Here is a 25,615-nt window from a genome sequence, read left to right as displayed (position 1 = left end):
GAATTGTATTTTTACAAACAATTATAAATGAATATGATAAATATAAAAAATAAGAGATTTCAGCCCGAATTTTATTCAGAAGATTTCAGACCCCTAAAACTTTTCTATTTTTCATTAAAAAGAGTTTAATTTAGAATAATAATTATTTAAAAAAAGAATAAGTTATTTTAAGTATTTAAAATACTAAAATAACTAAGCTACAATTTCTTTATTTTCCCTTTTTTCTCTTATTTTTTCAGCTATTTTAATACATATTGGAACTATTAAAATAATGTATATACTTAATAAAAAGTTTGTCATAAACCTACTAAGTATTTGAGGCATATGAGGTTTCATAGCTGGTGCAATTACACACATTAAAAGTTGAAATCCTATAAATCCTCCTATGATTCTAGCAAATTTAGAATCAAGACCTACATCAGTTGAAAATTTAATATATCTTCTTTCTATAACCCATGAAAGAAGTGTTCCAACACTAAAACCTACATTTTTATAAGCATCAAGCATCATTTTACTTGGTTCTACTATTAATTTCCCTGAACTATCATAATCCATTGGATATCCTTTAAAGGTACTATATAGAATTAAAATTATGGAAAATATTATTCCGACTGCTAATATTATTAAATCAAAATTAGGTCTGTCTTCATATTTATCAAAGACTTTTTTCATAATGATTAAAACTATTAGACTAAATAAAAATCCAAAAACTACATCCCATATTGTATGTACTCCTACATAAAGTCGGCTAAATCCTACAATTATAATAGCAGTTATTGCAAGGATTTTTAAACTTGTTACAATTTTTTCCTTTTTAACTAGTATTCCTCCAAATAATATTGTAGCAGTTCCTGTATGTCCACTTGGGAAAGAATATCCCGTAGCTTCTTCCATTGCTTCTTCTAAAGGATGTATATTAGGATTAAGTATCCAAGGTCTGTATATAGCTACAGTATTTTTAATCATCGACGAAAGATTACGAGTAAATGCCATTGATACTAGTAAAAATTCTCCAAGTTTTTTATCAAAGCACCAATAAATTATAGCTATAATAAATACTGCCTCTGGCAGATTTGCTATAAAAGATGCATCGAGGAAAAATTTATTAAATATTCCTCCAGTAGCTTCACGTATAAACTCTAGAAATATTAAAATATCTAGTAATAAAATTTTTATCACCTATTTTTTTTATTTATATTAATATTTTTAATACAATAATGTTTTTAAAATGTTTAACATAATATTTAATTTTTATATTAATTATATTTATTACTCATATTATTAATAATCTTAAAATTTAATATTATTGTGTTAATTTTTTCACTTTGAGTATAAGTTAATATGCAAATAATAGAAAATTATTGATTTTTTTTTAAAAAAATTCAAAACATTGAATATAAATATTAAAATAGATTATATTAGTTTATGGATCCTATACATTTTTATACATTAGGATATTTAACAGAATATTTGATGGTTGGAATAATATTTGGAATTATTATTGGATTATATGCATTATTTAGAGTTTATTTTTCAATAAATGATTTTAAATTATCTAAAAATAAAAAAATTATTATAAGTAGTATTATTGCTATTTTAGCTTTTGTTAATATGTTAAATATCTGGTCAAATGTTGCAGTATTTACTTTCTATTTATTTTTAGCTTCTCTTCTAGCAGATATTATCAGATTAATTTGGAAATATTTATTTAAAGATAACTTTTTAAAAACCATTCCAGGTTTACATAAAAAAGGAATTTTAGCATTGGTATTTTTTGCAATAATTTTAATACATGGTTTTTATGGAATGAACCATATAGATATGACGGAATATAATTTAACCACAGATAAAATTGGTAATGAATCATATTCTATTTTGTTTATCAGTGATGTTCATTATGATACTATTCAAAACCCTGAATTAGTAAAGGAAAGTATTTCTAAAATAAATGAATTAAAACCGGATATTGTTGTTTTAGGGGGAGATATTGTTGATGAGGGAACATCTAAAGATAGTATGAAGGAAGTCTTTAAGGAATTTGGTTCAATTAATTCTACATATGGTGTATATTATGTTTATGGAAATCATGACAGGCAACCATATGTCACAGATTATGAAAATGAAAACAGAACCTTCACAGATAAAGAGCTGAATCAGGCAATCACTAGTAGTGGTATAAAAATTTTAAAGGATAAAAAAGCAATAATTGATGATAACATAGTTTTAGTAGGTAGAGACGATTTAGGATGGAATCATGATTTTAAAAGAGCCAATGTAAGTGATATGCTTGATGAAAGCGATTATTCTAAATATATCGTTGTTTTAGATCATCAACCTATAGATAAAGATGTTGATTTAGGAAATGGAATAGATTTACAACTTTCTGGCCATACTCATGCAGGACAAGTATTTCCATTTAAATTCTTTCAGGAATTAACTAATATTTACACTTATGGTCTATACATGCATCATAGTATGGTTCAGATTGTTTCTTCAGGTTTAGCTGGTTGGGGATGGCCAATAAGAAATGAAGGAAAATGTGAATATGTTTTAGTTAATATAAATTAAATTTTATTAATTTCACATTATTTAAAATAAATTTACATTTTTACTTTTTTTTGATTGAATTATATAAATCCTAAGATTTTAATTTCAATATAAATAATTCCTATAAGTAATAATATTTTTAAGTATTTTTCAGGTATTATATGAGCATATTTTGCACCAAGCTTAGCAAAAGGTACTGAAAATGCACATATTACAATAAAATTAATTATACTTACAAAACCAATTGTATATGGAATAGGATTATTTCCCCATCCTAAAATAATATATGCTATTGTTCCTCCAATGGCTGTTAATGTAATAAACACTGATGAAATTCCTATAGCTTTAATAGTTGTAAATCCGAAAACTGCTGTTAATATTCCAATTAAAAAAAGTCCTCCTCCAATTCCAAGTAATCCTGAGGATATACCTACAAAAAGTCCTGTTAAACATATTGAAATCTGATTAATGGTAAAAATTCCTTTATTTTCTTCTTCTTTAAATGATACTATGGTTTTTATCATGACTAATAATAATACTAAAGCAAAAATAAACTGTAAAATCCAATAAGGTATTGAATAAGCAATAATGCCTCCAATAAATCCTCCAATAATGCCGAAAATCCCAAATTTAATTCCTAATGGAATTATGCCATCTAATTTACGGGAATGCTCATAAGCTCCACTAATGGCTGTTGGAATTATAATGGCCAAACTTGTTCCTAAAGAAGTTAATAATCCATATTGTGGAGGTATTCCAATATAAGAAAAAAGGAAATATTGAAATGGCACCATTAAAATCCCTCCACCTACTCCTAACATGCCTGATAGAAGACCAATAACAATTCCAATTAAAATTATGCCAATAAAATATTCTATTGTAAACATGATATAATCCTTAAATACTAATTAATAATATTATCTTTGTCTAAGTTTATTTATTTTTTGAAATATAAAATAATGAATTTTTTTATTTGAATAGTTTCTTTCAGTTTTTTTAAATATGGAAAAATTAATATCTTTTAATATTAATAAACTTAATTATTATATAATTCACTATTCGATTTAATAGAGGTTAAATAATGGTAAATGAGAAAAAAGAAGTAAAAATTGTAGGTATGCATTGTCCTAATTGTGTTAAAGCAATTGAATTATCATTAACTGAATTGGATGGGGTTGATAATGCAAAAGCTAGTTTAGAAGATAAAAATGTAATTATTGATTATGATAGGGGTAAAGTTAGTGATGAAGATATTCAAGATGCTGTTGAAGAAGCAGGATTTTCACTAGAATAATAATTAATTATTTTGTTTTAAAATTTTAAATAAATATAAAATACATTATTAATTATTTTATTCCTATATTATAGATTTCATATTTATTATATTAGAGTAGATATTAATGACCAAATTAAAAACCATGGATTTGCCAATTGAGGGTATGCATTGTGCTTCATGTGCAATTTCACTTGATAAATCACTTAGTAGATTAGAAGGTGTAAATGAGGTAAGTGTGGATTTAAACTCTAATAAGGCACATGTGGTAGTAAATCCTCGTCAGGTAACAATAGATGATATTGACAAAATTGTTGGAGATTTAGGTTTTGTTATTTTAAAAGATGAAGTGAAACTTAAAACTCAGGGTATGCATTGCGCTTCTTGTGTAATATTAGTGGAAAAATCTATGGATCGTTTAAAAGGAGTATTTAATGTTCATGCAGATTTAAGTTCTGGTATTGTTACTGTTGTATATGATAATAATCAGATATCTATAGATGAAATGGTAAAAGCTATTGAAGATGGAGGATTTGAATATTTAGGTCTTGAAGGAGAACTAAATGAATTTGATGAAGAAAAATTGTATCAACAGGATTTAAAAGATAAAAGAAATAGAATTATTTTGGGCCTATTATCTTCTGCAGTATTAATGTATTTAATGTATGCACATATACACCTTCAATATTTAACATTAGGTCAATTATCATTAATAATATCAATAATTCCATTTATTTATGTATCTTATCCTATTGTTAAAGCTGGTTTAACTGGCCTATATCATAAAAATCTTAATATGGATGTAATGTATACTATGGGAGTACTTGTAGCATATATATCAAGTATTCTTGGAACCTTTTCTATAATCTTAGATTCAAGTTTTATGTTATATGATACGGCTGTAATGTTACCTTCCTTTTTAATGATTGGCAGATATTTGGAGGCAAGGGCTAAAAGACAAACATCATCCTCAATTAAATCTTTAATTGGACTACAACCTAAAACTGCGATTAAAGTTGAATTAGATGATGAAGGTAATATTATAAGTGAAAAAGAAATATTAATAGAAAAGATTTCCATTGGAGATATTTTACTTGTAAAAGAAGGGGATAAGGTACCTGTTGATGGTAAGGTTTTAACAGGTGAAAGCTATATTGATGAATCAATGATAAATGGAGAACCAATGCCTAAATTTAAAGTTAAAGATTCTAAGGTCTATGCAGGTACAATTAATCAGGAAGGTATAATTAAAATTGAAGCAGAAAAAATCGGTAAACAAACACTCTTATCTCAAATTATCCGACTTGTTGAAAAGGCTCAATCCTCTAAACCACCGGTCCAAGCTTTTGCAGATAAAGTTGTTAGTGTATTTATTCCTATAATCATTACACTTGCTATAGTTGTATTTGGATTATGGTATTTTGTATTTGGTTCAACTTTACTTTTTGCACTTAGCTCTATGATATCAGTATTGGTTGTAGCTTGTCCTTGTGCTTTAGGTCTTGCAACTCCTACAGCTGTTACTGTTGGGATAGGTAGAGCTGCTGAATATGGCATATTGATTAAAAATGGCGAAATATTAGAAAAAGCAGAAAAAGTAAAAGTGGCTGTATTTGATAAGACAGGTACAATTACTCAAGGAAAACCTGAACTTGTAGAAATCATATCATTATGTGATTTAGATGAGGGAGAGATTTTATCCTATGTTGTAAGTATGGAGAAAAATTCAAATCATCCATTAGCAAAGGCAATAGTACAATTTTCAAAGAAAAAGAATTCTCATATATTAAAGGTTGATGAATTTGAAAATATAACTGGTAAAGGCCTTAAAGGAAAAATAAATTCAGTTGATATAATAGTTGGTAATCAAACTCTACTTGAAGACAATAATATTATTATTACGAGTGAGCATATAAATGAAATTAATAATCAGATAAAATCTAAAACACTAATATTTTTAGCTATTAATGGTCAGTTATCTGGAATTTTAACCTTAACTGATAAGATTAAGGATAATTCTAAATATGCAATTAAAAAACTTCATGAAATGGATATTTCCACATATATGTTAACTGGTGATAATTCTAAAATTGCAAATCTTGTAGCAGAGGAAGTTGGTATAGGTCATGTTGTTAGTGAAATACTTCCTCATGAAAAGCTTGAAAAGATTGTTCAACTTCAAGATAATCAAAATATTAAGGTATTATTTACTGGTGATGGTATTAATGATGCACCAGCTATTACAGCTGCTGATATTGGTATTGCTTTAGGTGAAGGTACTGATATTGCTATGGAAAGTGGTGATATAGTTCTTATGGAAGGTAATCTTTTAAATGTTGTAGCTGCTCTACAGATATCTAAAAAAGTAATGAAAAGAATTAAAGAAAATATTTTTTGGGCATTTGCATATAATATTATTTTAATACCTCTTGCTGCAGGAGTTTATTATCCTTTCTTTGGAATTCTTTTTAGACCTGAATTATCTGCTCTTGCCATGGCATTAAGCTCTGTTACAGTAATTACACTTTCACTTTTATTAAAATCTTATGTTCCACCTATAAAAAGAGAAAATAATAATTAATTATTCTTTTTTTTATTTTATTTTATTTCTTTTCTTTTTTTTTAAATTTTTATATATAATCAAAATTTTCTTCTAAACTAGTCATTATTTTTGACTATTATAATTTTTATTTTAAGAATTTTAAAAAAAATAGGGTAAATTTTATTATAATTTTTATTTTAAGAAATTTTATAAAAATAAGAGTAAATTTTATTATAATTTAATTGAAATTACAGTTAATTAAAATGATTTTAAAGGGCAATATATATAAAAAAATAAGAGGTTATTGAATTATATTATATTTAATAAAATTCAATTACAATTTCCTCATCATCATGTATATGACGCATCTCAATTATTTCATCTGTGATATTTTTTAAATCAATATCAACAACATCAGTTAACATTTCACCATTTAATTGTAAACTAATAGTTAATCCCTCTCCAGTTTCAGGATCTTCTTCTGTAATTCCAAGTACTTCTCCTGGAGAGTATATACGATTATATGAGATTTCTAAAGTATCTCCAACTTCTACATTTTTACGAACATAGTCAATTGCATCCTCAGGGTTCATTTTTATTTCTTTAGCCATATTTTCACCTCAAGTAAAATAAAAAAATATTATCCTAATTATATTATTATTAATTTATTATAATTAAAAAAACTTATTATTTTAATTTTAGATTTGATTGTTTATTACTAGATTTTATTTAAATTTCCAAAATATATTTGTTTATTTAATCTTACTATAAGCTATTTATCGGTAAATATGATAAAGCTTCCTGTTATGATTATTATATCATATTTAATTAGTTTTTAAAAAATAGAATACTTTTTTTAACTTAAATATTTTAAACAATTAGTTTATTAAAACAGATAGAATTTTTTTAAGTTAATTATTTTAAACAATTAGTTTATTAAAACAGATAGAATTTTTTTAAGTTAATTATTTTAAATAATTAGTTTATTAAAAAAGAGAGCTTTTTTTCAAGTTAAATATTTTAAAAAATAGTTTATAAAAAAAGGAGTAGGTAATAACCTACTCCCTGTGTTTGTTTTGATTTTTTTAGATTACTTACCTTAATCTGTTGTCACCAAGGGAGATGTATTCATCATCTTCATCTTCCCATGCAGATAATTTATCTCTGTTTTTCTCTGCATCGATGTATAAATGGCCTTTACCTTTAAGTGCAATATCTCCTTTATATTGAATAAATGTACCTTCAAATTCTATACCATTTACAACAGGGTTAGTAACGATTCCTTCTTCTACGAAACCTTCAAGTAATCTTCCAAGTCTTCCACGGATGATAATGTTACCGTTTTTCATTTGTCCACCCGGCCAACGGTTTACATTTCCATCAATTTCAATAAGACCTTTTCTCATGTGGATACCTGCAAGAATATCACAGTCACCTTTAACATGGATATGTCCACCAACTAAACATTCACCACATTGTTTTCCTGCGTTTCCATGGACGGTAATTTTTCCGCCTCTCATACCTCTCCATTCACCAATGTAAGAAGCACCAGTAAATTCTTTGGTGTTACCGAAAATTTCGAGAGTACCTCCAGTCATTTCACGTCCTGCATGTGCTTCACAGTTACCGTGTACAGTAATTGCTCCACCAGACATTTCAGCACCAACGTGTAAATCTGCATCACCGTTAACGATGATTTCTCCAGCACTCATTTTGTTTCCAATGTATTTTACTCTTCCACAGTCCCCATTAAAGATCATTTTAACTTCAGCAGGAGAGTCAGCAGTTCCTTCTACTGTAATGTCAAAGAAATCTGTAATTGGGAATCTTGAGTTTCCTACAGGAACAGCATATTTATCAAAGTCTTCAGCTTCCCAGGAGTAAATGTTATCAGGAATAACTTCGTCCATTTCTAAAGCGATTTGGTTTCTTTTTATAACATCAAAAGTAATGGTTTTCATACTATCACCTTATTTACCTTCCATCTCTATGTCTACCCTAATTGGGTTAGATAAGAAGTGGTCGTGTACTTTGTAGTTTTCCCATTTGACTGAGTAATATTGAGTAAAGAATGGCATAACTTGGTCAAGTACTGCTTTTTCTTCATCTTCCATACCTTTAACATTAGTCCAAAGAACTTGGGAAGGTTTAGTACTAACAATTTCACCATCTTGAACCATAATTTGACCATCTTTGATTGTGTATTTAGCACGGCTAAATGCTTTTTCAACAGCTTCAGGATCTTTAGATGGATCAAAGTTATTAGGTTCTAAGTCGTATACTGCAATATCTGCGTTAGATCCGACAGATAAGTTACCTCTATCAGTGAAACCGTGTACTTTAGCATTGGATGCTCTGGTAATAGTAGCAATATCATAGAAGTCGTATTCTCTGTCAAGGGTAGCAAGACTAGTTCTTTTTTCTGCCCAATTGTGTACTTCTTCATTTTCAATCATAGACATCCTTTTTGGAGCACTCATTAACCAAGAGATAATTCTTGGGTATCTAGTAAATGGTCCAGCATTAGGATGGTCAGTAGTTAAGTTAATTTGCCATGGGTTTTTAGTAAGTAAGAATAATTCAAGGCCAATAGCCCATTGTAATGTACTAACAGGGGTTTTTGGTGAGTAGATACAAGGTATAATACCTGCAGCAGTTTCACATTCAATATCTGCATTAACCCATTTTAAACCAGATAATTGGTATAAGTCGTATTCCATTGGTGCATCTGCAGTCATGGTAGTAGTTTCATCTAAGGTTACTTGACCAATATCTCCAGTAACATGTTTGTTGTGGTTTAAGAATTTAGCAACTTCCTCTGCACCAGAACCTGCATCTCTCCAGTTAGTTCCAGTGTAGGAGTGGAATTGCATATGGGTACAGTGAACAATTTGATCCCTTACAGATGCTGCTTTACTATTACTTTTAACAATATCTTTAAGTGAATCAAGTGTTTCAATTGTAGTATTAGTGTTTCCTGGGTGTCCTAAATCATTAGGGTGGATATGTATAGAGTGTGGAAGTCCTAATTTCTCATTTGCTTTTGCAAGAGCTCTTACAACTTCTCTTGAGGTAACGTCAAAGTATGGTGGTTTATCATCATATCCGTGTACGTTCATACCCCATCCCCATGCTTCACTACCACAAGGGTTAACAATTTTTACACCGTATCCTTTGGTAATTTTTAACCATGCAGATATAAATGCTGCCATTTCATCAATTTTATTTTCTCTAGCCATTTCTAAAATGAACCAGTTGTTACCAAATAATGTTAATGGGTTTATATCAATGTTAGGTATAATACAAATCTCTTCGTGAGTGTGTTTTGCTTCTAATGGAGGCATAGCTGCTTCACAAACAGTTCCGTATCCCATTCTTGAGTATCTGTATCCAGTTGTAGGACAACTTGGTATGGAAAATCCAGATTCTCCTCTTTCATTTTTGGTTTTTTGAGTTACTCCTCTTCTTGAATCTTCTGGTCTGTATAATCTTCCTAAAACTAATTTTGGTCCTGCAACGTGAGCGTGAGTGTCTACACCCGCTGGCATAACTATTTTATCAGTTACGTCAAGCACTTTAGCATCAGCAGAAACATCTTCAACGATTTTACCATCTTTGAAGTATACATCCTTTTTTTCACCATTTACTTCATTAGCAGGATCATAAACAATACCATTTTTAAGTATATATTCCATAAAATCACCTATATTTATTCTGCTGCCGGGTTAGGTACGTATTTAGGAGCTACGTTAGGTTCTTCTCTAAGTTTCATAACTCTTTCTTTAAGTTCACGTACAATCCATTCATCATCACGACAGGTTTCAGGTTTATCAATTGCTTTTTTCATGTAGATAGGTACTCCATCCATACGATAACTGGTACCAGCACATTCTACACCAATAAATGAACCTGGTAATACAACATCAGCAAGTTCAGTAGATGGTCCCCAGTGAATATCAATTTGAATAACAGGGATATCAGCTAAATGTTGGTTTGCTCCGTTAGGGAAGTGAGCACCAGGATCTGCAGCAATAACTAAGAAACAATCAGGTTCTTTTCTTACAAGCAAATCGATTGTGTTGGTTTCACCTAACATATATCTGGTATATCCTCTAGCGAAATCTACACCAAATGCAAATCCAGTTTCATATGCCATAAAGATGTTGAAACCGTTAACGTTAAAGTGACCTCTCATAGGAGTAAGTCCCCATTTACTGAATCTGTTTAAATCCATAACCATTTTAATAGCAATATCAATGTTTCTTTGTTTGGATAAAGTGTGAGTTAAACCTAAACCGAAGAAGAGAACACCGAATTCAGCATTTTTCATTTCTTCTACTAATTCATAAATATCTTCAGCAGGAATTCCTGAAACTACATTTTGGGTAAGTTTTTTACCTTTTAATACAGCTCTAATAGCATTGTAGAAACCGTAATCACCATTTTGTTCAAATCCAATCCATTTATCAGACATTTTTGCAGTATCTGAAAATTTAGGATCCATAGTAACTACAGTCCTATCAAATCTTCCTCTTTGCCTGAAGTATCCACGAGGGAATACAGAGTATCTTCCCATATGTCTTGGGTGAGAGTTCATTGCATTACTACCAGAGTAAACAATCATATCTGCTCTGTTTTTAACTTCTCCTAAAGTTTGGATAGGATATCCTGCGTTTTGTACAGCTTGTAAACTTGGTCCGTGACAAATAGTAGCTTGGTTATCTAATACAGCACCAATATATTCACCTAATTCAATACCTTCTTTCATACATTCTGTTGAAGTTTCAGACCAACCATAGAATACAGGTCTTATGGAATTTGCAATATATTCAGCAGCAGTATCAAGGGCAGTATCCCAGTCAACTTCTTCAAGTTCTCCGTTTTCTCCTCTTACCATAGGTACAATTAATCTTTGGTCCATATCTTCCATAATTTTACTTGCACCTAATCTGCATGCATGTCTTACAGCTACAACATGACCATTTTTAACTAAGTAATCTAAATCATCACAGTTACATCCACAAAATGCACATGTACAATTTTCAACAATTTCATCATAATCAGTAATTGGTGGTTCGTAACTCATTTTAATTCCTCCCATTTACGGCCTTTATAAACAGGTAATTCTCCTAATGATTCCATGTTTTCAATAACATCATCATCAGTTTCATCAACATATTTTTTGTAAACCCATCTCATTAAATCTGCCATTAATAAAACTTTTCTGTCAGTTTTTTCAACGGTACATTTAACTCCTTTATATGTTGGATCTGAACAACAGTAAGTTTCATGACTAACAACAGTATTAGCCCATGGTCCTTTACAAATAAAGACAGTTCCTTTGTGAGGTGCATCTCTGGATTTTGCTGCATTTACAACAACTTCACCATAGTCAGTTTTGACAAGAACTGTGTCCCAGTTTTTAACACCTAAAGCTGCCATATCTCTAGGGTCCATGTAACAGGTTCCAGAAACATTTTTATATTCTTCTTTTAAGGTTGAACCTCTTTTCTTACAAGCTCCTTGATAAATATCAGATCCTGTGTTTAACATACAATGGAGTACTTTTTCAGTTCCTTCAGTAGTAGCTTCTTCTAAATCTCCAACTACTGGTTTATCTAAATAAGTATTAGCATAATGCATAAATATCACCTATTCTAACCATATTGCGTCTACAGGACAAAACATTTGGCATGTTCCGCATTCATCACATTTTTCAGGTGAAAATAATTTAATAAATCCATTTTCTACCATCATAATAGTTTCTTCTGTTTTTGAACCATGTCCTCCAGCAACTTCTGGACTAATAGAAGCATTAATAGGACATGCTACAACACAGACACCACATCCTAAACAATTATCTTGATTTACTTTAAGTTCCATTTATATCACCTAATTTTTTAAAGCTTCTAATGCGTCTGTCCAAGATTCTGAACTTGTAGGAGTGTGGTTTACACAAGTTCTACTTACTTCGATAGCATCATTAGGACAGATTCTTGCACATGCTCCACATTTTATACAATAATCATCATTTGATACGATTTGGACAGATCTTACACCAGGTCCATTAGTTTTCGGGAATGATAAAGCATTACATGGACATAAGTCTACACATGCTCCACAGGTTCCACATTTCTCTGGGTCGGTAACAAGAGTTCCTTCAAATGGTTTTTTAACTGTCATAGCATCGGTAGGACATACACCTTCACACCAACCACAGCTAATACAAGTGTCTTGGTCGATAATGGTGGTTCCAGTAAGTTCTGTATCTGCTTCATCTAAATCGTATTCACCATATGGACATAATCTACATACAGCAGTGATTGCTTCAACAGGACATGCTTTTTTACATACTAAACAGTAAACACATTTATCTGTATCAATAACAATGTCTTCTTCACCAATTGTTTTAGTTACATCGATTGCATCTGCTGGACACATTTCTTCACAAACACCACAATAAATACAAGTGTCTTTATCAGGGTCAATTTCACCAGTAACTAATTTTGCTCTTTCTGGTAAATTCCTTTTTACTGTAATTGCATCTCTAGGACATGCGATTTCACATTTACCACAGTAAATACATTCGTCATCATCACACTCAGCATAAGCAAGGTAACTTGGGTACGCATCAATGTTTTTAATTGGTTCATCATCAATGGTTAAGGTTAATGCACTTGCAGGACATAATCCACTACACATTCCACAAAGAACACATTTTTCTTCGTCAATTGTGACTTTAGTATTTTTTCCTGCTTTGTTAGTTTCCAAAACATTGTTTTGTGTAATTTTTTCATGTCCACTAAAGTATGTTCCTGTATATTTACGTTCAATGTTTGCTATAGCATCTAAACTTATAGCTTCAACAGGACAAGTGGATTCACAAATTCCACAACCAATACAAACATGATCGTTGAAAGAAAGTTTACGTAATTCTTCTGCTGATCTTGTTATATTAAAGTCATTACCTTTAATTTCTTTCTCATTTTTGATCATTTGTTAACCTCCAAAATTCTAATTGATCTAGTTGGACATTCTTCTTCGCAAACAAGACATCCGCAACATAAATCAGGTTCTATTTTGGCTTTTAATGAGTCTAATTTAATAGCTTTCATTACACATAAATCTACACATAATCCACATCCGATACATGATTTACTAACAATTGTCTTATATTGTTCTGATTTTAATATGGAGACAATTGTTTGTATTTTATCCAAATCATTAAATAATACTTGCACCATTGATAAAAAGTCTTTTGGACACATGTTTACAATAGTATTTGCAACATCAACTGAACCCCAAGAAAGATTTCTGCCATTAAGATAGTGGGATACAGTTGAACGGTCCAAATCTAATTCATCTGCAATTTCTTTATGAGATAAACCTCTACTTTTTAACTCGACTGCAGCAAGATATTTAAGTCCAGATGAAATATGTTTCGGCATATTATCCACCATGTGTATTGATTACACATATATTCTTGTATATATATAAATATGCTCACTGGAAACTTTTAAAAAGCTTTATATATGATGTGTAGTATCTACACATTTTTAATTTTTTAATTTTTCTTATTATTATTTATTTTACTAATGATTAATTTTTATATAATATCTTAATATTTTATATTATAATTTTTATCAGAACAGATTTTTACTATATATAATTCTTTTATAACTATTTTTAAGTAAATGTTATTTTTTCAAATTTGGTAAAAAATTTTTTAGTTACGCCTAAAAATATCTATTTTTTTCTATGGTTTCTCCTGTTATAAGTAATACTAATCATATATGTGTTATTACTACACATTTTTTTGATATTTTACAGATATTCAAAATTTTTTAATTTACACTTGAAATGCACCTATATTTTTTTAATTTTATCCATAATTTTTTTTGTATTGAACTTTTTTATTTAATTAAAGTAGTTTTTAAAATTTCTATTGAGGGTAAATCATGGCCAGTAAATTAAATTATAATCTAATAATGTTTATATTATTTTAAAATACTAATTATAAACATTTTATCTAATTTTTCATTTTTCTAATATTCTAATAACCATTATTTATAATAATTTTAAAATTTTAATTTAAAAATTTAAATCATTATATTAACATATACATAAATAAATTATAATAAGAATATAAATAAAATTTAAACTTCTTAAAAATTAATTATTGTAATTTTTTATGGTGGTTATATGAGAATTATATCTGTTGCAGGTAAAAAAGACAGTGGTAAAACTTCCTTATCTTCCCGTATTATTAAAGAATTAACTAATAGGGATTATAAGGTTGCCAGTATAAAACATTCTCATCATAAAATGGAAATGGACCATGAAGGGACAGATACTTATAAACATACTATGGCAGGGTCTCGATTTACAGTAGGTATTGGAAACAGGACTTATTTTAATATTAATGAAAGCTTTTCTTTAGAAAGATTACTTTTTTTAATTAAACTAATTGATGAACCTGATTTTGTAGTAATTGAAGGATTTAAAAATTATAATTATCCAAAATTTTCAACATCTCCAGATTTAGATGATGAATACACAATTGAGGTAGTGGATGCTAAAAATTTAAGTGATGATGATTTAAATCTTTTAGTTGATAAGGCAGAAAAATATGCATATGATCTACTACCTACATTATATACTAAAGATTGCGGTTACAAAGATCCCAATTCAATTGCTAAAGCAATAATTAATGATGAACTGACTTATGATAATAATAAACAGGCAGAAGTAAGTTTATCTGTAGATGGAAATGTTATTGGCTTAAATGAATTTGTAGAAGCTTTTATAAAAAATACTATTATGGGAATGTTAAAATCTATTAAAGTTAAAGAATATGGGGCATCTGATTTTAACAATATACAAATATCAATTAATAAAAAGGAGAAGTAAGTTTACATGGTAATTAAAGATAAATACGATAGGCCTATTCTTTCATTTAGAATGTCCATAACCAATAGGTGTAATCTTAATTGTTTGTATTGTCATCATGATGGTATGATTCCATCAAAAGACGAAATGACTCCAAGTGAAATTGCAAAAATTGCTGAGGTTGCAAAGGATTTAGGGGTTAAAAAGATTAGGTTATCTGGAGGAGAACCTTTACTTAGAAAAGATATAGTGGATATTGTAGATAAACTAAATCAAATAGGTTTTAAAGACATTTCACTTACAACTAATGGTACTTTTTTATCAAAATATTCACAGGATTTAAAAAATGCTGGTTTAGATAGGATAAATGTTTCTTTAGATACTTTAAATGAGGATAAATATAAATTTTTAACCAAAAAAGATTATCTATCTGGTGTTAAAGAAGGTATTCTTAAAGCTGTGGAATATGGAATATATCCTGTTAAGATTAATATGGTTTTAATGAAAGGTATTAATGAAGATGAAATATGGGACATGTTCACATTCACACGAGATAATGGACTTATTTTACAATTAATTGAACTTATGGAAAGTGAAAGTTGTGATGATAATAGTTTCTCAAAAAATCATCATTTAGATATTAGTTCAATTGAAGAGGAAATAAAAAAAATAGCAGATGAAGTAAAGCTTAGAAAAAACATGCAGAATCGTCCTAAATATTTTATTGGTAAGGGCGAAATAGAGATTGTTAAACCTTTTGATAATACAAACTTCTGTCAAAGATGTACAAGACTAAGACTTACACCTACAGGTAAAATTAAACCATGTTTACTTAGAAACGATAATTTAATTAATATAATTAATCCTATTAGAAATGGTGCAAGTGATGAGGAATTAAAACAAATATTTTTAGAGGGAATCAGTCTACGAGAACCATATAATAAAGCAGAATGTGATAAATCTTATAGGTGCTGATGATTTCGTCAATTTATCAATTAAAAAATATTATGTTTTAAAGAAAAAATAATCTAAAATAAGTTAATAATAGATTAATTAATTTTTATTTGTTTACTAATTTTTCTTAATTAATCTACTATTTTAAAGTTATATTGGAAATATTCTTAAATCTCCAGTAAATAGACTTATAATTATTCCAATAGGGTTTGGAAAACGTGAACCAAGTGACATACTTACTGCATCTCCTCTATCATTACCTTCTCCCCAGTTTTCTTCACGAATATTGTTGATTAAATCATCTCCAAATATTCTATTGGAAGCCTCGTTATTTATAGTTATACAAAGGGTTGGATGTATGTTATATGTATGTTCAATCATTTCCTTTGCATGTGCCATTGGATTATGATCGTCAAATAAATAGATATTATGTAATGTATTTCCTGAGGCATCTGTTGTACCACCTGGATATATCCATCTAAATCCTCCTTGAACTGACCAAAGAGCAGCCATATCAGCACCGGGTTCTTCTTGGCTTTCACTAGTATCTAATGCAAGGAATAATACATTAGTAAATAAAGATAAAACCATTAGTATTACTATAATTCCAATTGCTACTTTGCCCCATGTTTTCATATTAATCACGCTGAAATTTTATTAAATAATAAAATTCTATTTCTATATTTTATTATTATTTTAATTATTTAAATTTATTATTATTTTAATTATTTAAATATTCGTTATATTGTATTGTTTTTTTTTAAAAAATATTGTCTGTGAATTTTTTTTTAATTAATTTTTAAATAGTTTTACATATTGCTAAATTTTATAAATTATTATATAGTTAATTACATATTATATTAAAAGATAAATAAAAAATAAATTATATTTTTATTTAATATTTTTGGGGAATATTTATGAAAAATCAAAAATTTATAATATCTCTATTACTTTTAGTTTTATGTCTTTTTTCATTATCTCTAGTTAGTGCTGAAGGTTTTGATTATTTTACAGGTCATGAAGACTTATATCCTACTACTTTGAATTGTTTCTCTACAGGTCATGGTTATATGGTAGTAGAGCTTAATACCACTAGTTCTGAAGCTTTATCAGAGGATTCAAATAACTGTTTATATTAATGTAACTGATAAAAATAATCATACTAAACATTTTGAAGAAAATTCTTTAACGGATTCATATTTAAATGATGACAATACAAATATTTCTACAAATTTACAGTTAAGTCCTGGTACATATAATGTTTCAATGTATTATCCTGGAGATGAAGTATTTAATGGTTCTTCTTTTAATGGTGTAATTACTATTGAACCATGACCGCTTAAAGATAATGATATGTTTATAGCTAATTCATAACTGAGATTTCTAACTTATGGGAAAATATTAAACAATAATTACTATATATCTGATGGAATACTAAAGACACAAAAGGTAGTGTAAGTAATTAGTGTGTAGAGATAAACTAAGTTTAAGATTATTTTATTACTTTTTCTTTTATTATTTAAAAATAGTTTATTTTCTATTAGATTAAACTTAATTTATCTATTGACTACTTCAAAATCAATTAGTTTAATTTTATTTGAAATGAGTTCTGGATTTTCATCTATTTTTTCAGATAATCTGGTAGTTATATATTTTTTATTATCATCTGGAAAAACAGTGGCGATTTTTAACTCATCATTATTTACTAAAACACTAGCTAGGAAATTTGCACCACTTGATATTCCAACACCTAAACCAAACTCTCGTGCTATTCTTTTTGACATGTTTATTGCATCACAATCATCTATTAAAACAATTTCGTCAATTAAATCCTGATTGACAATTCCGGGAATAAAGTCATCTCCAATTCCTTCAATCATATGACTTCCTTCTTCCATTCCCATTTTAAGAATAGATAATGTAGATGGTTCTAATGCAATTACTTTACTGTTAGGATTATTTTCTTTTAATCTTTTACCTATACCCATTATTGTTCCACCTGTTCCAATACCGGAAACAAATGTATTAACATCAGGAAGAGCATCTAATATTTCTTTTGCCGTTGTTTTATATTGTCCATCTACATTTAACGTATTATCAAATTGGAGAGGTCTGTATGCATTATGTTTCTTTGCAAATTCTTCAGCAAGTGCAAGAGCTTTTTTAAATCCTCCCTCTTCTTTTGATACTAAATGTACATGTGCTCCATACATTTCCATAATTTTTCTTCTTTCAATAGATGTCCAATCCGGCATAAAAATATGGACTTCATGGCCAAGTAAAGCCCCAATTGCACTAAAAGCAATACCGGTATTTCCACTTGTAACTTCTACAATTGATTGATTATCTTTAAGTTTGCCACATTCTTTTTCTTTCTTAATAATATAATGTGCAATTCTATCTTTTATACTACCAGAATAATTGTAATATTCAAGTTTAGTGTATATACTACCTAATTTTCCTTCATATTCATAATTAATCTTTATCATTGGTGTATTACCAATTAATTTATCAATATTCATAAGTCTCAAAACCAATTTAATATATATTTAGATTGTATTTTTTATAATAAAAATTCCACTTTATAATTTTTGCATATTCAGGTATCATTAAATTTTATTTTATTTTATTTTATTTTATTTTATTTTATTTTATTTTATTTTATTTTATTTTATTTTATTTTATTTTGTAAAGATTATTAAGAAGTGAGATTTGCCCTCTTCAATATCTTCACCAGTATCATTATCAAGAGATAATAATTTAAGTCCATGATTTTTAAAAAGATTTTCTAATTCTTCAGCACTACTTCTAACTGTTATTGAGGGTCCATGTTTAGCTTCTTGTTTTTTATAATCCATAATTGCGATTTTTCCATCAGGTTTAATCATTCTTTTTAATTCTTCTACTACTTCATCTAATTTTTGAATGCCTTTAAATCCGTGGAATACATTAATCATTAATATAACATCGATAGAACTATCTGCAACATCAACATGCTGTGTTAAATCTCCAACAAGAGGAATTAAATTTTCAATATTATTTTCATTTTTATATTTTTTTAAATCTTCAATAGATGGCTCGTATATGTCCACTCCATAAACAAGAGCATTATCATCTAATATATCTAATGCTTCAATTGCAGCATGTCCATCTCCACATCCTGCATCCATGAAAACTTCATCTCCTTTTAAATCAAGTGAGTTTATTATTTCTCTTGCATCTAAAAATGTTTCACTACTTCGCCCATGAATTCTATGGCCATTTTTCGGTATAATTCCTGTTTTATTTCCCATATTTTCACATCTATTTTTTCTGTTTGATTAAATCAAGTATAAATATACTTTATTCTTTTAAAAGTTTTTGACCCAATTTTCATTTACTTTTATCTTTAATAGTTCTTGAACCACTATCTTCATATTCACTAAATGGTAATGGAATATCTCCATTATTAATTCCACTATAATATTGGAAAGTTTCTCTAATTTTCTCATTTACAGTAGCCCAGATTTTACTAACTGGAATTTCGCTAGGACATACTTCACTGCATTGTCCACAATTAATACATGCATCTGCCATATGAACCATACGTGTCAGGTGGAAAAATGGTGCAGCAGGTGTGTATCCTCCAGGTACCCATTCAGGTCCTTCAGTCTCTAGACAACAGTCTTCACAGTAACATAATGGGCATGCTTCACGGCAGCCATAACATTTCATACATTTAGACAATTCCTCTTTATATATTTTTAAAACATCAAGAATATCTCCTGTTGTTCCTTTAAAATCTTTTTCTTTTTGTTTGCTAGACTGTTTAAGCATTGTGTTTACAATTTTACTTCGAATTTCAATACCTTTTTTAGATGGTTCTTGGCTTATTACAAATCCTGCATCGACTACTTTATTAAAAATATCAGCACCTTTTTTTGAGCAAATCTCTATGAAAGTAGCTTTACCTTTTATATCACCAATAACTCCCCAGTTTCCAAGAGCCAAATCTGCATTTAATGGTATTTTTAAATTACATCGGCGACAATTTTCACGTCTGCCTCCGAGATTTTCTTCTTCTAAATAATCAATTTTAATTCCTTTTTCAATACCCTCATCAGAGGTCATTACAAGATTGCCTTTTACAATTTCTTCTTTTACAATTCTGTTAGGATCCATTTTGTAAACATTTTTAATCATTTTTATAGTGTCAATAGGAGGCATTGTGCCGCCACAGTTTACCCCAATTAGAATAATATTGTCTTCAATGATTTTTCTTTTTCTAATTAACTCTCTAATGGCCATAGCATCACATGGCTTACAGCTAATAGCAAGTTTCATGTCCCTTGCACCATTTAAATATTTGACGAGTATTTTAGCTAAGTTTAATGTACCACAGTGAAGTGAACCTGCAGATTTAATTAAATCTTTAGAATCTGTAATGATGGTCGGTACAGCATCATATAAATCCCATCCTTCTTCAACTGCAAGTACTCCATCAACAATACTCTCTTCAAGTAAATATTTCATAATGGTAGTTACAACTCCACCATATTCTCCTTTTTCTTTAATGGCATTATTAGCAGAATATGCATAAGCCATATCATTTACCTTAAAACTCATGTTATTTACTCCTTAATTTTTTCCACTTTAATAGCACAAGCTTTAAGCTCTATCATTTTACTTTTAGGGTCTAATGATTCGGAATTAGTTAACATATTAGCTGCACATTCACTAAAATGCATTGGTATGTTAACTATTCCAGGTTTTATATCTTTAGTTACTCTAGCAGCAATATCAATGGTTCCCCTTCTAGAACTTGCCCTTACTATTTCTTTATCTATAATATTTAACTCTTTAGCATCATCTTCGCTAATTTCTATGTATCCGGTTTTAACTTCTCTATCAAGTGTTTTACATCTACGTGTTGTTGCTGCATGATAATGGAATAATATACGTGTTGTAGTTAAAAGTAATGGAAATTCTTCATCAGGAACTTCAACTGGTCCTAAATGTTCTATTGCTTGGAATCGACCTAATCCGTCAGGATGTGAGAATTTTTCCCTATACATTAAAGGACCACATTCATATTTTTCACTATAACATGGCCAGTGACAACCTTCAGGCCTATCTAATCTATCAGATGTAATTCCTGCCATCGATGGGGCTACTTCTCTTAATTCTTCCCAAATATCTTGAGCTGTTTGGTAATGGAACTGTTCAGGATGTGCATCTGGACCCATTCTAATTGCAATCTCTTCCATAATCTTCCAATCTAATTTTGCCTCTCCTGGTGGGTCTTGGGCTCTGCGAACTCTTTGAACACGTCGCTCACCATTGGTGAAAGTACCGTCTTGTTCACCCCAACCAGCTGCAGGAAGTACAACATCAGCTAATTGTGCAGTATCAGTTAAAAATAAGTCTTGAACAATTAACATTTCTAGATTATTAATTGCTTCTTTTGTATGGGTAATATCCGCATCTGATAATACTGGATCTTCTCCATGTATGTATAATACTTTTAAATCTCCATCATGAGCTGCATTCATCATTTCAATTAATGTTAAACCTGGTTCACAACTCATTTCCACTCCCCAGTATTCATTCATCCATGATGTAGTTTCGCTATCATTTACTTTACGATATCCAGGATAATCAGTAGGTAATGCTCCCATATCACATGCGCCTTGTACATTGTTTTGCCCTCTCAGTGGATTTACACCAGTACCTTCTCTTCCTAAATTACCAGTTAACATAGCCATATTTGCAGTAGACATAACATTATCTGCACCATGAGAATGCTCTGTAATACCTAATGAATATACAATAGCACCTTTATCTGCTTTAGCATATTCAATTGCAATTTCTTTTATTAAATCTTTATCTGCTTCTGTAATTTCACTTACAGTTTCTAAATCATATTTTTCTACAACTTTTTTAAATTCTTCAAAGTTCTTTGTTCTATTTTCAATGAATTCCTTATCTTCAAGACCTTCATCAAGAATAATTTTCATCATTCCATTTAATAGAGCTACATCAGTACCCGTTTTAAATTCAAGATATTTATCTGCAATTTTTGCTGTAGGTGTGTAACGAGGGTCAATTACTACAATTTTTCCACCATTTTTTTTAGCCTTAATTAATTTACGGCCAAATAATGGATGTGCTTCCATACTGTTTGCACCAATGACAATTATATAATCTGATTCTTCAATACTGTCAAATCCATTAGTCATAGCACCGGAACCAAAGCAAGTAGCAAGACCTGCTACAGTAGGTCCATGACAAATACGTGCACAGTGGTCAACATTATGAGTATTACATGCTACTCTTGCAAATTTTTGTGTAATGTATATGTTCTCATTTGGAGATCTTGCACATGCATAAAAACCTATTTTGTTTGGGTCTTCATTTTTGACTTCATTTAGTTTTTTTGCAACCTTATCTAAAGCTTCATCCCAACTAGCTTCTCTTAGTTCACCATTTTCTCTAATTAATGGTTTTGTTAATCTATCTTCCCTGTTTATAAATTCCCATGAAAAGTTTCCTTTAGGACATAATTTACCAGAGTTAACAGGATTTCTTTTCCATGGTTCTACACCACAAACTTTCCCATCTTTTACAACAAGGTTAAGTCCACAACCAGTTCCACAATAGGGGCATATTGTTGGAACAAATTTTATCTCAACCATTTTTTTAACTCCTTTTAATTTATTTTCTAATAAATTAATTAATAATCTATTATAATTTATTATAAATTTTATATATAGTTTAATTGAAGTTTTAAGAAGAATTTCGTGATAATAATAGGAAATAGTTAAATTTCATTTGTAAATATTTTACCTAATGATATTTATTATTTTATAAAAAAAAGTAAGACCAATAAAGGGTCTTTAATTTATAGTGTATTAACTAATGTTTTTATTCTATTATTTCATAATAGGTTCCTAAAGCACATCCTTTACAGACAGGTTTACCGCCAATAACAAGGTGTTGATCGTCTGCTACCTTTTCACCACATACTGAACAGAAGGTTGATTTGTGTAGTGGCCCAGGTTTTTGTGCTTCAGGGATTCCTACGATCTTTACCTTTTGAACATTAAATAATTCTTCAGCAGGGGTTTCTCTAAATCTTTTAACCATTTCTTCTTTTGTCTCTTTTTGACATGTTTGTTTATTTGCATCTGCATCTGAAACTCTAATTGCTTCTTCAGTATCCATATTATAGAATGTTACTGCAAATCTACCGTAATACATTTGTTTAAATGCTCTTTTACCCATATTACATTTTGTAACTATTTGGATTGCATCTGACATACATCTATCAAGTTCAACAAATACCATTAAGTTTTTATGTCTTGTATTAAGTTCCATTCCCATTAATTCCATTCCATACATTGCAAGTTTTGTTCCAATAGCAATTCCACCACAAACTTCTCCGTACTCTTTCACTTTTTCAAGTTGTTCATCATAAGTTTTTAAATCCATCATATCACTTAATTTAATCTATTTAATATATTTATTTAATTTAATTTAATTTTATTATTATATTAATGTCTTAATTTATTATAAAATAATTTATAATTTATAATTATTTATTCAAGTACGGTATGTCTTCTTTTTAGGTCGTCTTCAGTTTTACCCATTTTGTTCATTAAGGAACATATAAGACCATCTAAAAACACAAGGGATGTTAATTCAAAGGCAGTACCTAGTGGGGTAAGAGATGTATAATTTCCATGAATTTGACGTTTTAAATAGTTTTTATCATCTGCTTCTGTTTTAGTTCTTCCTTGAACATATAATGTAACATCAGCTAATTGTCCAAGCGTAGATTCTGTATAAGATGTTAATGCTAAAACTTTTGCTCCTCTATTTTTAGAAGTTTTAGCTGCAGAAACAATGGTGTTTGTCTCACCAGAACCAGATATTGCAATAATACAGTCGCCCTCATTTATTGCAGGTGATATGGTTTCTCCAACAACAAAGGTACTTACTCCTAAATGCATTAATCTCATTGCAAATGCTTTACCAACGAGTCCAGATCTACCAGCACCTATAACAAATACATTGTCGGCATCATTTATAACTTTCATAAAATTTTCAATGGATTTTTCATCAAGATATGTCTCTGCTGTTTCAATATTATTTATTATTGCATTAATGGATGACTTCATTAATTCCATAGTATCTCTTTCCTAATTTACTAAATAAGTATAATTAATATTAAATTTATATATTAGTTTATATGTTTTAATTTATTTAAAGATAAGTATATAAAATAAATTTTTTATTAGATGGTTTCTTGATTATTTTTTCTTTATTTTTAAAGATATTTTAAATTTTAAAGATTATTAATTTAAAAGTTTTAAATATATAATTGGATTTATTTGGAAATCATTTATTAATTTATTCTAGTGAGTTTTTATGTCTTCCAATATTAAACCAGTAATTGGTATTGAAGTCGATGGGAAAATCTATAATTATAAATTGTTTGAATCATTAGAGCTTCTTACAAAAACCTATTCTCAACGAAAAGCAGCTAGTCAATTAGGTATTGCTCATTCTGTTTTTAATAGAAGAATACTTAAAGCAGAAAAAGAATTAGGTTATAAATTAGTTAGAAAAGTAGGTTCTGGAAGTGAAATTACAAAAGAAGGTTTGAAACTTTTAGACATTTACCATACATATAATAATAGACTAAAACCTAATGAAAATATTCGTATTGCTGGTGGGCATATTATTACAGGTTTATTGGAATCCTTAAATCTTCCATTTAATATTGAGGTATACAGTACTGATAATGATAGTGCATTTAATCTTGCAAAAGATGATCTAATTGATATACTTGCATTAGATGATCCGTTACTTGCTTTTCAGGAGAATTTAAATTTTACACCTATAGCATTTGATTATATGGTTTTAGTATCTTCATTTAAAAACAATTTTAATTTTAAAAATAATTCTAATAATCAATTTAATATTTATGATGATAATGGTAGCTTAAATATTGATGAGAATATTAATCCTTCAGCTACCTCCTATGAGTATGCGAATTTTAATACAAATAAAAAAATTGAAAATATTGAAGATTTAGAGGATTTGAATTTTGTAGCGGTTAAAGGTACGGCTCAAAGGTTAGTATGGGAAACATTAAAAGATCATAATATTTCATTTAATATTGAAAAAGAAGTAGTTTCACAATTTGATGCATTTAAGCTTGTTAGAAATTCGGATAATCTTTATACTTTCTTAAATGCAAGCTATTTTAATGGTAGTAATGTTTTAAAAGATCAAACAAGACATTCTATAGGATTTGTACATAGACCTGGATATAATAAAAGGGTTGATGATTTTTTAGATTATGTGTTAAATAACTGTTCTGATATTATTAGATTAGAGGGTTTTACTCCTATTGGTTTTTAATA

The 25,615-nt window shown here is 28.9% G+C and carries 24 protein-coding genes; 7 read left to right on the top strand and 17 right to left on the bottom strand.

The genetic code is table 11. The annotated features are described in order from the left end of the window. Positions 1-192: 192 nt before the first annotated feature. The gene (locus QZ146_RS03660) at positions 193-1,179 is read right to left on the bottom strand and encodes a phosphatase PAP2 family protein (RefSeq protein WP_295722299.1); all 987 of its coding nucleotides are present in this window, start codon (positions 1,177-1,179) and stop codon (positions 193-195) included. Positions 1,180-1,425: 246 nt separating this feature from the next. Between QZ146_RS03660 and QZ146_RS03655 the strand changes: the two genes are divergently transcribed. Then, a complete protein-coding gene (locus QZ146_RS03655) occupies positions 1,426-2,568 on the top strand; it encodes a metallophosphoesterase (protein ID WP_295722298.1) in 1,143 nt (380 codons plus the stop codon). 59 nt (positions 2,569-2,627) lie between these two features. On the opposite strand, the gene QZ146_RS03650 is transcribed toward QZ146_RS03655, so the two are convergent. After that, positions 2,628-3,434, bottom strand: a complete 807-nt coding sequence (locus QZ146_RS03650; protein WP_295722297.1) for a sulfite exporter TauE/SafE family protein — start codon at positions 3,432-3,434, stop codon at positions 2,628-2,630. Between the two features lie 194 nt (positions 3,435-3,628). Between QZ146_RS03650 and QZ146_RS03645 the strand changes: the two genes are divergently transcribed. Then, positions 3,629-3,841 carry a heavy-metal-associated domain-containing protein gene (locus QZ146_RS03645; protein WP_295722296.1) on the top strand — a complete coding sequence of 71 codons (213 nt, stop codon included), beginning with the start codon at positions 3,629-3,631 and terminating at the stop codon, positions 3,839-3,841. Between the two features lie 106 nt (positions 3,842-3,947). After that, positions 3,948-6,401, top strand: a complete 2,454-nt coding sequence (locus QZ146_RS03640; protein WP_295722295.1) for a copper-translocating P-type ATPase — start codon at positions 3,948-3,950, stop codon at positions 6,399-6,401. Positions 6,402-6,682: 281 nt separating this feature from the next. Here QZ146_RS03640 and QZ146_RS03635 read toward each other — a convergent pair whose 3' ends face one another. The 8 genes from QZ146_RS03635 to QZ146_RS03600 form a co-directional block, all read right to left on the bottom strand. Then, complete coding sequence (locus QZ146_RS03635) at positions 6,683-6,973, bottom strand: DUF2097 domain-containing protein (RefSeq protein WP_295722294.1); 291 nt, start codon at positions 6,971-6,973, stop codon at positions 6,683-6,685. Positions 6,974-7,456: 483 nt separating this feature from the next. Beyond that, positions 7,457-8,323, bottom strand: coding sequence for a formylmethanofuran dehydrogenase subunit C (locus tag QZ146_RS03630; protein WP_295722293.1), 867 nt, complete (start codon positions 8,321-8,323; stop codon positions 7,457-7,459). A gap of 9 nt (positions 8,324-8,332) precedes the next feature. Continuing rightward, positions 8,333-10,057, bottom strand: coding sequence for a formylmethanofuran dehydrogenase subunit A (locus tag QZ146_RS03625; protein WP_295722292.1), 1,725 nt, complete (start codon positions 10,055-10,057; stop codon positions 8,333-8,335). Positions 10,058-10,071: 14 nt separating this feature from the next. After that, positions 10,072-11,448 (bottom strand): formylmethanofuran dehydrogenase subunit B, encoded by a 1,377-nt coding sequence (locus QZ146_RS03620; protein ID WP_295722291.1) that lies wholly within the window; start codon positions 11,446-11,448, stop codon positions 10,072-10,074. Beyond that, complete coding sequence (locus QZ146_RS03615; RefSeq protein ID WP_295722290.1) at positions 11,445-12,005, bottom strand: molybdopterin dinucleotide binding domain-containing protein; 561 nt, start codon at positions 12,003-12,005, stop codon at positions 11,445-11,447. Before QZ146_RS03615 ends, QZ146_RS03620 begins: the two co-directional genes overlap by 4 nt. Before the next feature lie 9 nt (positions 12,006-12,014). Beyond that, positions 12,015-12,245, bottom strand: coding sequence for a 4Fe-4S binding protein (locus QZ146_RS03610; protein ID WP_016357762.1), 231 nt, complete (start codon positions 12,243-12,245; stop codon positions 12,015-12,017). Positions 12,246-12,254: 9 nt separating this feature from the next. Continuing rightward, a complete protein-coding gene (gene fwdF / locus QZ146_RS03605) occupies positions 12,255-13,358 on the bottom strand; it encodes a tungsten-dependent formylmethanofuran dehydrogenase subunit FwdF (RefSeq protein ID WP_295722289.1) in 1,104 nt (367 codons plus the stop codon). Continuing rightward, a complete protein-coding gene (locus QZ146_RS03600) occupies positions 13,355-13,822 on the bottom strand; it encodes a DUF362 domain-containing protein (protein WP_295722288.1) in 468 nt (155 codons plus the stop codon). The genes fwdF and QZ146_RS03600 overlap by 4 nt, the downstream gene beginning before the upstream one ends. A 742-nt stretch (positions 13,823-14,564) precedes the next feature. On the opposite strand from QZ146_RS03600, the gene mobB reads away from it, so the two are divergent. Together mobB and moaA are read left to right on the top strand one after the other, a co-directional pair. Next, entirely contained in the window at positions 14,565-15,272 is a 708-nt protein-coding gene (gene mobB, locus QZ146_RS03595) for a molybdopterin-guanine dinucleotide biosynthesis protein B (RefSeq protein WP_295722287.1), read from the top strand. Between the two features lie 6 nt (positions 15,273-15,278). Continuing rightward, a complete protein-coding gene (moaA, locus tag QZ146_RS03590) occupies positions 15,279-16,226 on the top strand; it encodes a GTP 3',8-cyclase MoaA (protein ID WP_295722286.1) in 948 nt (315 codons plus the stop codon). Between the two features lie 129 nt (positions 16,227-16,355). Here moaA and QZ146_RS03585 read toward each other — a convergent pair whose 3' ends face one another. Next, a complete protein-coding gene (locus QZ146_RS03585) occupies positions 16,356-16,841 on the bottom strand; it encodes a hypothetical protein (protein WP_295722285.1) in 486 nt (161 codons plus the stop codon). Between the two features lie 281 nt (positions 16,842-17,122). On the opposite strand from QZ146_RS03585, the gene QZ146_RS03580 reads away from it, so the two are divergent. Further along, a complete protein-coding gene (locus tag QZ146_RS03580; RefSeq protein WP_295722284.1) occupies positions 17,123-17,344 on the top strand; it encodes a hypothetical protein in 222 nt (73 codons plus the stop codon). Positions 17,345-17,761: 417 nt separating this feature from the next. Here QZ146_RS03580 and QZ146_RS03575 read toward each other — a convergent pair whose 3' ends face one another. From QZ146_RS03575 to hxlB, 6 genes are all read right to left on the bottom strand, one after another. Further along, positions 17,762-18,727, bottom strand: coding sequence for a PLP-dependent cysteine synthase family protein (locus tag QZ146_RS03575; protein ID WP_295722282.1), 966 nt, complete (start codon positions 18,725-18,727; stop codon positions 17,762-17,764). 159 nt (positions 18,728-18,886) lie between these two features. Continuing rightward, on the bottom strand, positions 18,887-19,498 hold the full coding sequence (locus tag QZ146_RS03570; RefSeq protein WP_295722281.1) for a class I SAM-dependent methyltransferase: 612 nt from the start codon (positions 19,496-19,498) through the stop codon (positions 18,887-18,889). 79 nt (positions 19,499-19,577) lie between these two features. After that, complete coding sequence (locus tag QZ146_RS03565) at positions 19,578-20,810, bottom strand: Coenzyme F420 hydrogenase/dehydrogenase, beta subunit C-terminal domain (protein WP_295722280.1); 1,233 nt, start codon at positions 20,808-20,810, stop codon at positions 19,578-19,580. A 5-nt stretch (positions 20,811-20,815) separates the two neighbouring features. Then, complete coding sequence (fdhF, locus tag QZ146_RS03560) at positions 20,816-22,879, bottom strand: formate dehydrogenase subunit alpha (protein ID WP_295722279.1); 2,064 nt, start codon at positions 22,877-22,879, stop codon at positions 20,816-20,818. 229 nt (positions 22,880-23,108) lie between these two features. Then, the gene (locus QZ146_RS03555; protein WP_365316487.1) at positions 23,109-23,678 is read right to left on the bottom strand and encodes an FmdE family protein; all 570 of its coding nucleotides are present in this window, start codon (positions 23,676-23,678) and stop codon (positions 23,109-23,111) included. Between the two features lie 104 nt (positions 23,679-23,782). Next, the gene (gene hxlB / locus QZ146_RS03550; RefSeq protein ID WP_295722277.1) at positions 23,783-24,373 is read right to left on the bottom strand and encodes a 6-phospho-3-hexuloisomerase; all 591 of its coding nucleotides are present in this window, start codon (positions 24,371-24,373) and stop codon (positions 23,783-23,785) included. A 241-nt stretch (positions 24,374-24,614) separates the two neighbouring features. Here hxlB and QZ146_RS03545 point away from each other — a divergent pair, with 241 nt between their 5' ends. Continuing rightward, entirely contained in the window at positions 24,615-25,613 is a 999-nt protein-coding gene (locus tag QZ146_RS03545) for a LysR family transcriptional regulator (protein WP_295722276.1), read from the top strand. Positions 25,614-25,615 lie beyond the last annotated feature (2 nt).

Origin of the sequence: uncultured Methanobrevibacter sp. (genome assembly GCF_905235195.1) — an archaeon.
Taxonomy (GTDB): Archaea; Methanobacteriota; Methanobacteria; order Methanobacteriales; family Methanobacteriaceae; genus Methanarmilla.
Note: the sequence above shows the minus strand (reverse complement) of the source record. Positions and strands in the feature narration are given on the sequence as shown.

Excerpts from the sequence above, each read along its gene's own strand:
- QZ146_RS03655 (WP_295722298.1), top strand. The coding sequence starts at position 1,426 with ATGGATCCTATACATTTTTATACATTAGGATATTTAACAGAATATTTG.
- QZ146_RS03650 (WP_295722297.1), bottom strand. The coding sequence starts at position 3,434 with ATGTTTACAATAGAATATTTTATTGGCATAATTTTAATTGGAATTGTT.
- QZ146_RS03645 (WP_295722296.1), top strand. The coding sequence starts at position 3,629 with ATGGTAAATGAGAAAAAAGAAGTAAAAATTGTAGGTATGCATTGTCCT.
- QZ146_RS03640 (WP_295722295.1), top strand. The coding sequence starts at position 3,948 with ATGACCAAATTAAAAACCATGGATTTGCCAATTGAGGGTATGCATTGT.
- QZ146_RS03635 (WP_295722294.1), bottom strand. The coding sequence starts at position 6,973 with ATGGCTAAAGAAATAAAAATGAACCCTGAGGATGCAATTGACTATGTT.
- QZ146_RS03630 (WP_295722293.1), bottom strand. The coding sequence starts at position 8,323 with ATGAAAACCATTACTTTTGATGTTATAAAAAGAAACCAAATCGCTTTA.
- QZ146_RS03625 (WP_295722292.1), bottom strand. The coding sequence starts at position 10,057 with ATGGAATATATACTTAAAAATGGTATTGTTTATGATCCTGCTAATGAA.
- QZ146_RS03620 (WP_295722291.1), bottom strand. The coding sequence starts at position 11,448 with ATGAGTTACGAACCACCAATTACTGATTATGATGAAATTGTTGAAAAT.
- QZ146_RS03615 (WP_295722290.1), bottom strand. The coding sequence starts at position 12,005 with ATGCATTATGCTAATACTTATTTAGATAAACCAGTAGTTGGAGATTTA.
- QZ146_RS03610 (WP_016357762.1), bottom strand. The coding sequence starts at position 12,245 with ATGGAACTTAAAGTAAATCAAGATAATTGTTTAGGATGTGGTGTCTGT.
- fwdF (WP_295722289.1), bottom strand. The coding sequence starts at position 13,358 with ATGATCAAAAATGAGAAAGAAATTAAAGGTAATGACTTTAATATAACA.
- QZ146_RS03600 (WP_295722288.1), bottom strand. The coding sequence starts at position 13,822 with ATGGTGGATAATATGCCGAAACATATTTCATCTGGACTTAAATATCTT.
- mobB (WP_295722287.1), top strand. The coding sequence starts at position 14,565 with ATGAGAATTATATCTGTTGCAGGTAAAAAAGACAGTGGTAAAACTTCC.
- moaA (WP_295722286.1), top strand. The coding sequence starts at position 15,279 with ATGGTAATTAAAGATAAATACGATAGGCCTATTCTTTCATTTAGAATG.
- QZ146_RS03585 (WP_295722285.1), bottom strand. The coding sequence starts at position 16,841 with ATGAAAACATGGGGCAAAGTAGCAATTGGAATTATAGTAATACTAATG.
- QZ146_RS03580 (WP_295722284.1), top strand. The coding sequence starts at position 17,123 with ATGAAAAATCAAAAATTTATAATATCTCTATTACTTTTAGTTTTATGT.
- QZ146_RS03575 (WP_295722282.1), bottom strand. The coding sequence starts at position 18,727 with ATGAATATTGATAAATTAATTGGTAATACACCAATGATAAAGATTAAT.
- QZ146_RS03570 (WP_295722281.1), bottom strand. The coding sequence starts at position 19,498 with ATGGGAAATAAAACAGGAATTATACCGAAAAATGGCCATAGAATTCAT.
- QZ146_RS03565 (WP_295722280.1), bottom strand. The coding sequence starts at position 20,810 with ATGAGTTTTAAGGTAAATGATATGGCTTATGCATATTCTGCTAATAAT.
- fdhF (WP_295722279.1), bottom strand. The coding sequence starts at position 22,879 with ATGGTTGAGATAAAATTTGTTCCAACAATATGCCCCTATTGTGGAACT.
- QZ146_RS03555 (WP_365316487.1), bottom strand. The coding sequence starts at position 23,678 with ATGATGGATTTAAAAACTTATGATGAACAACTTGAAAAAGTGAAAGAG.
- hxlB (WP_295722277.1), bottom strand. The coding sequence starts at position 24,373 with ATGGAATTAATGAAGTCATCCATTAATGCAATAATAAATAATATTGAA.
- QZ146_RS03545 (WP_295722276.1), top strand. The coding sequence starts at position 24,615 with ATGTCTTCCAATATTAAACCAGTAATTGGTATTGAAGTCGATGGGAAA.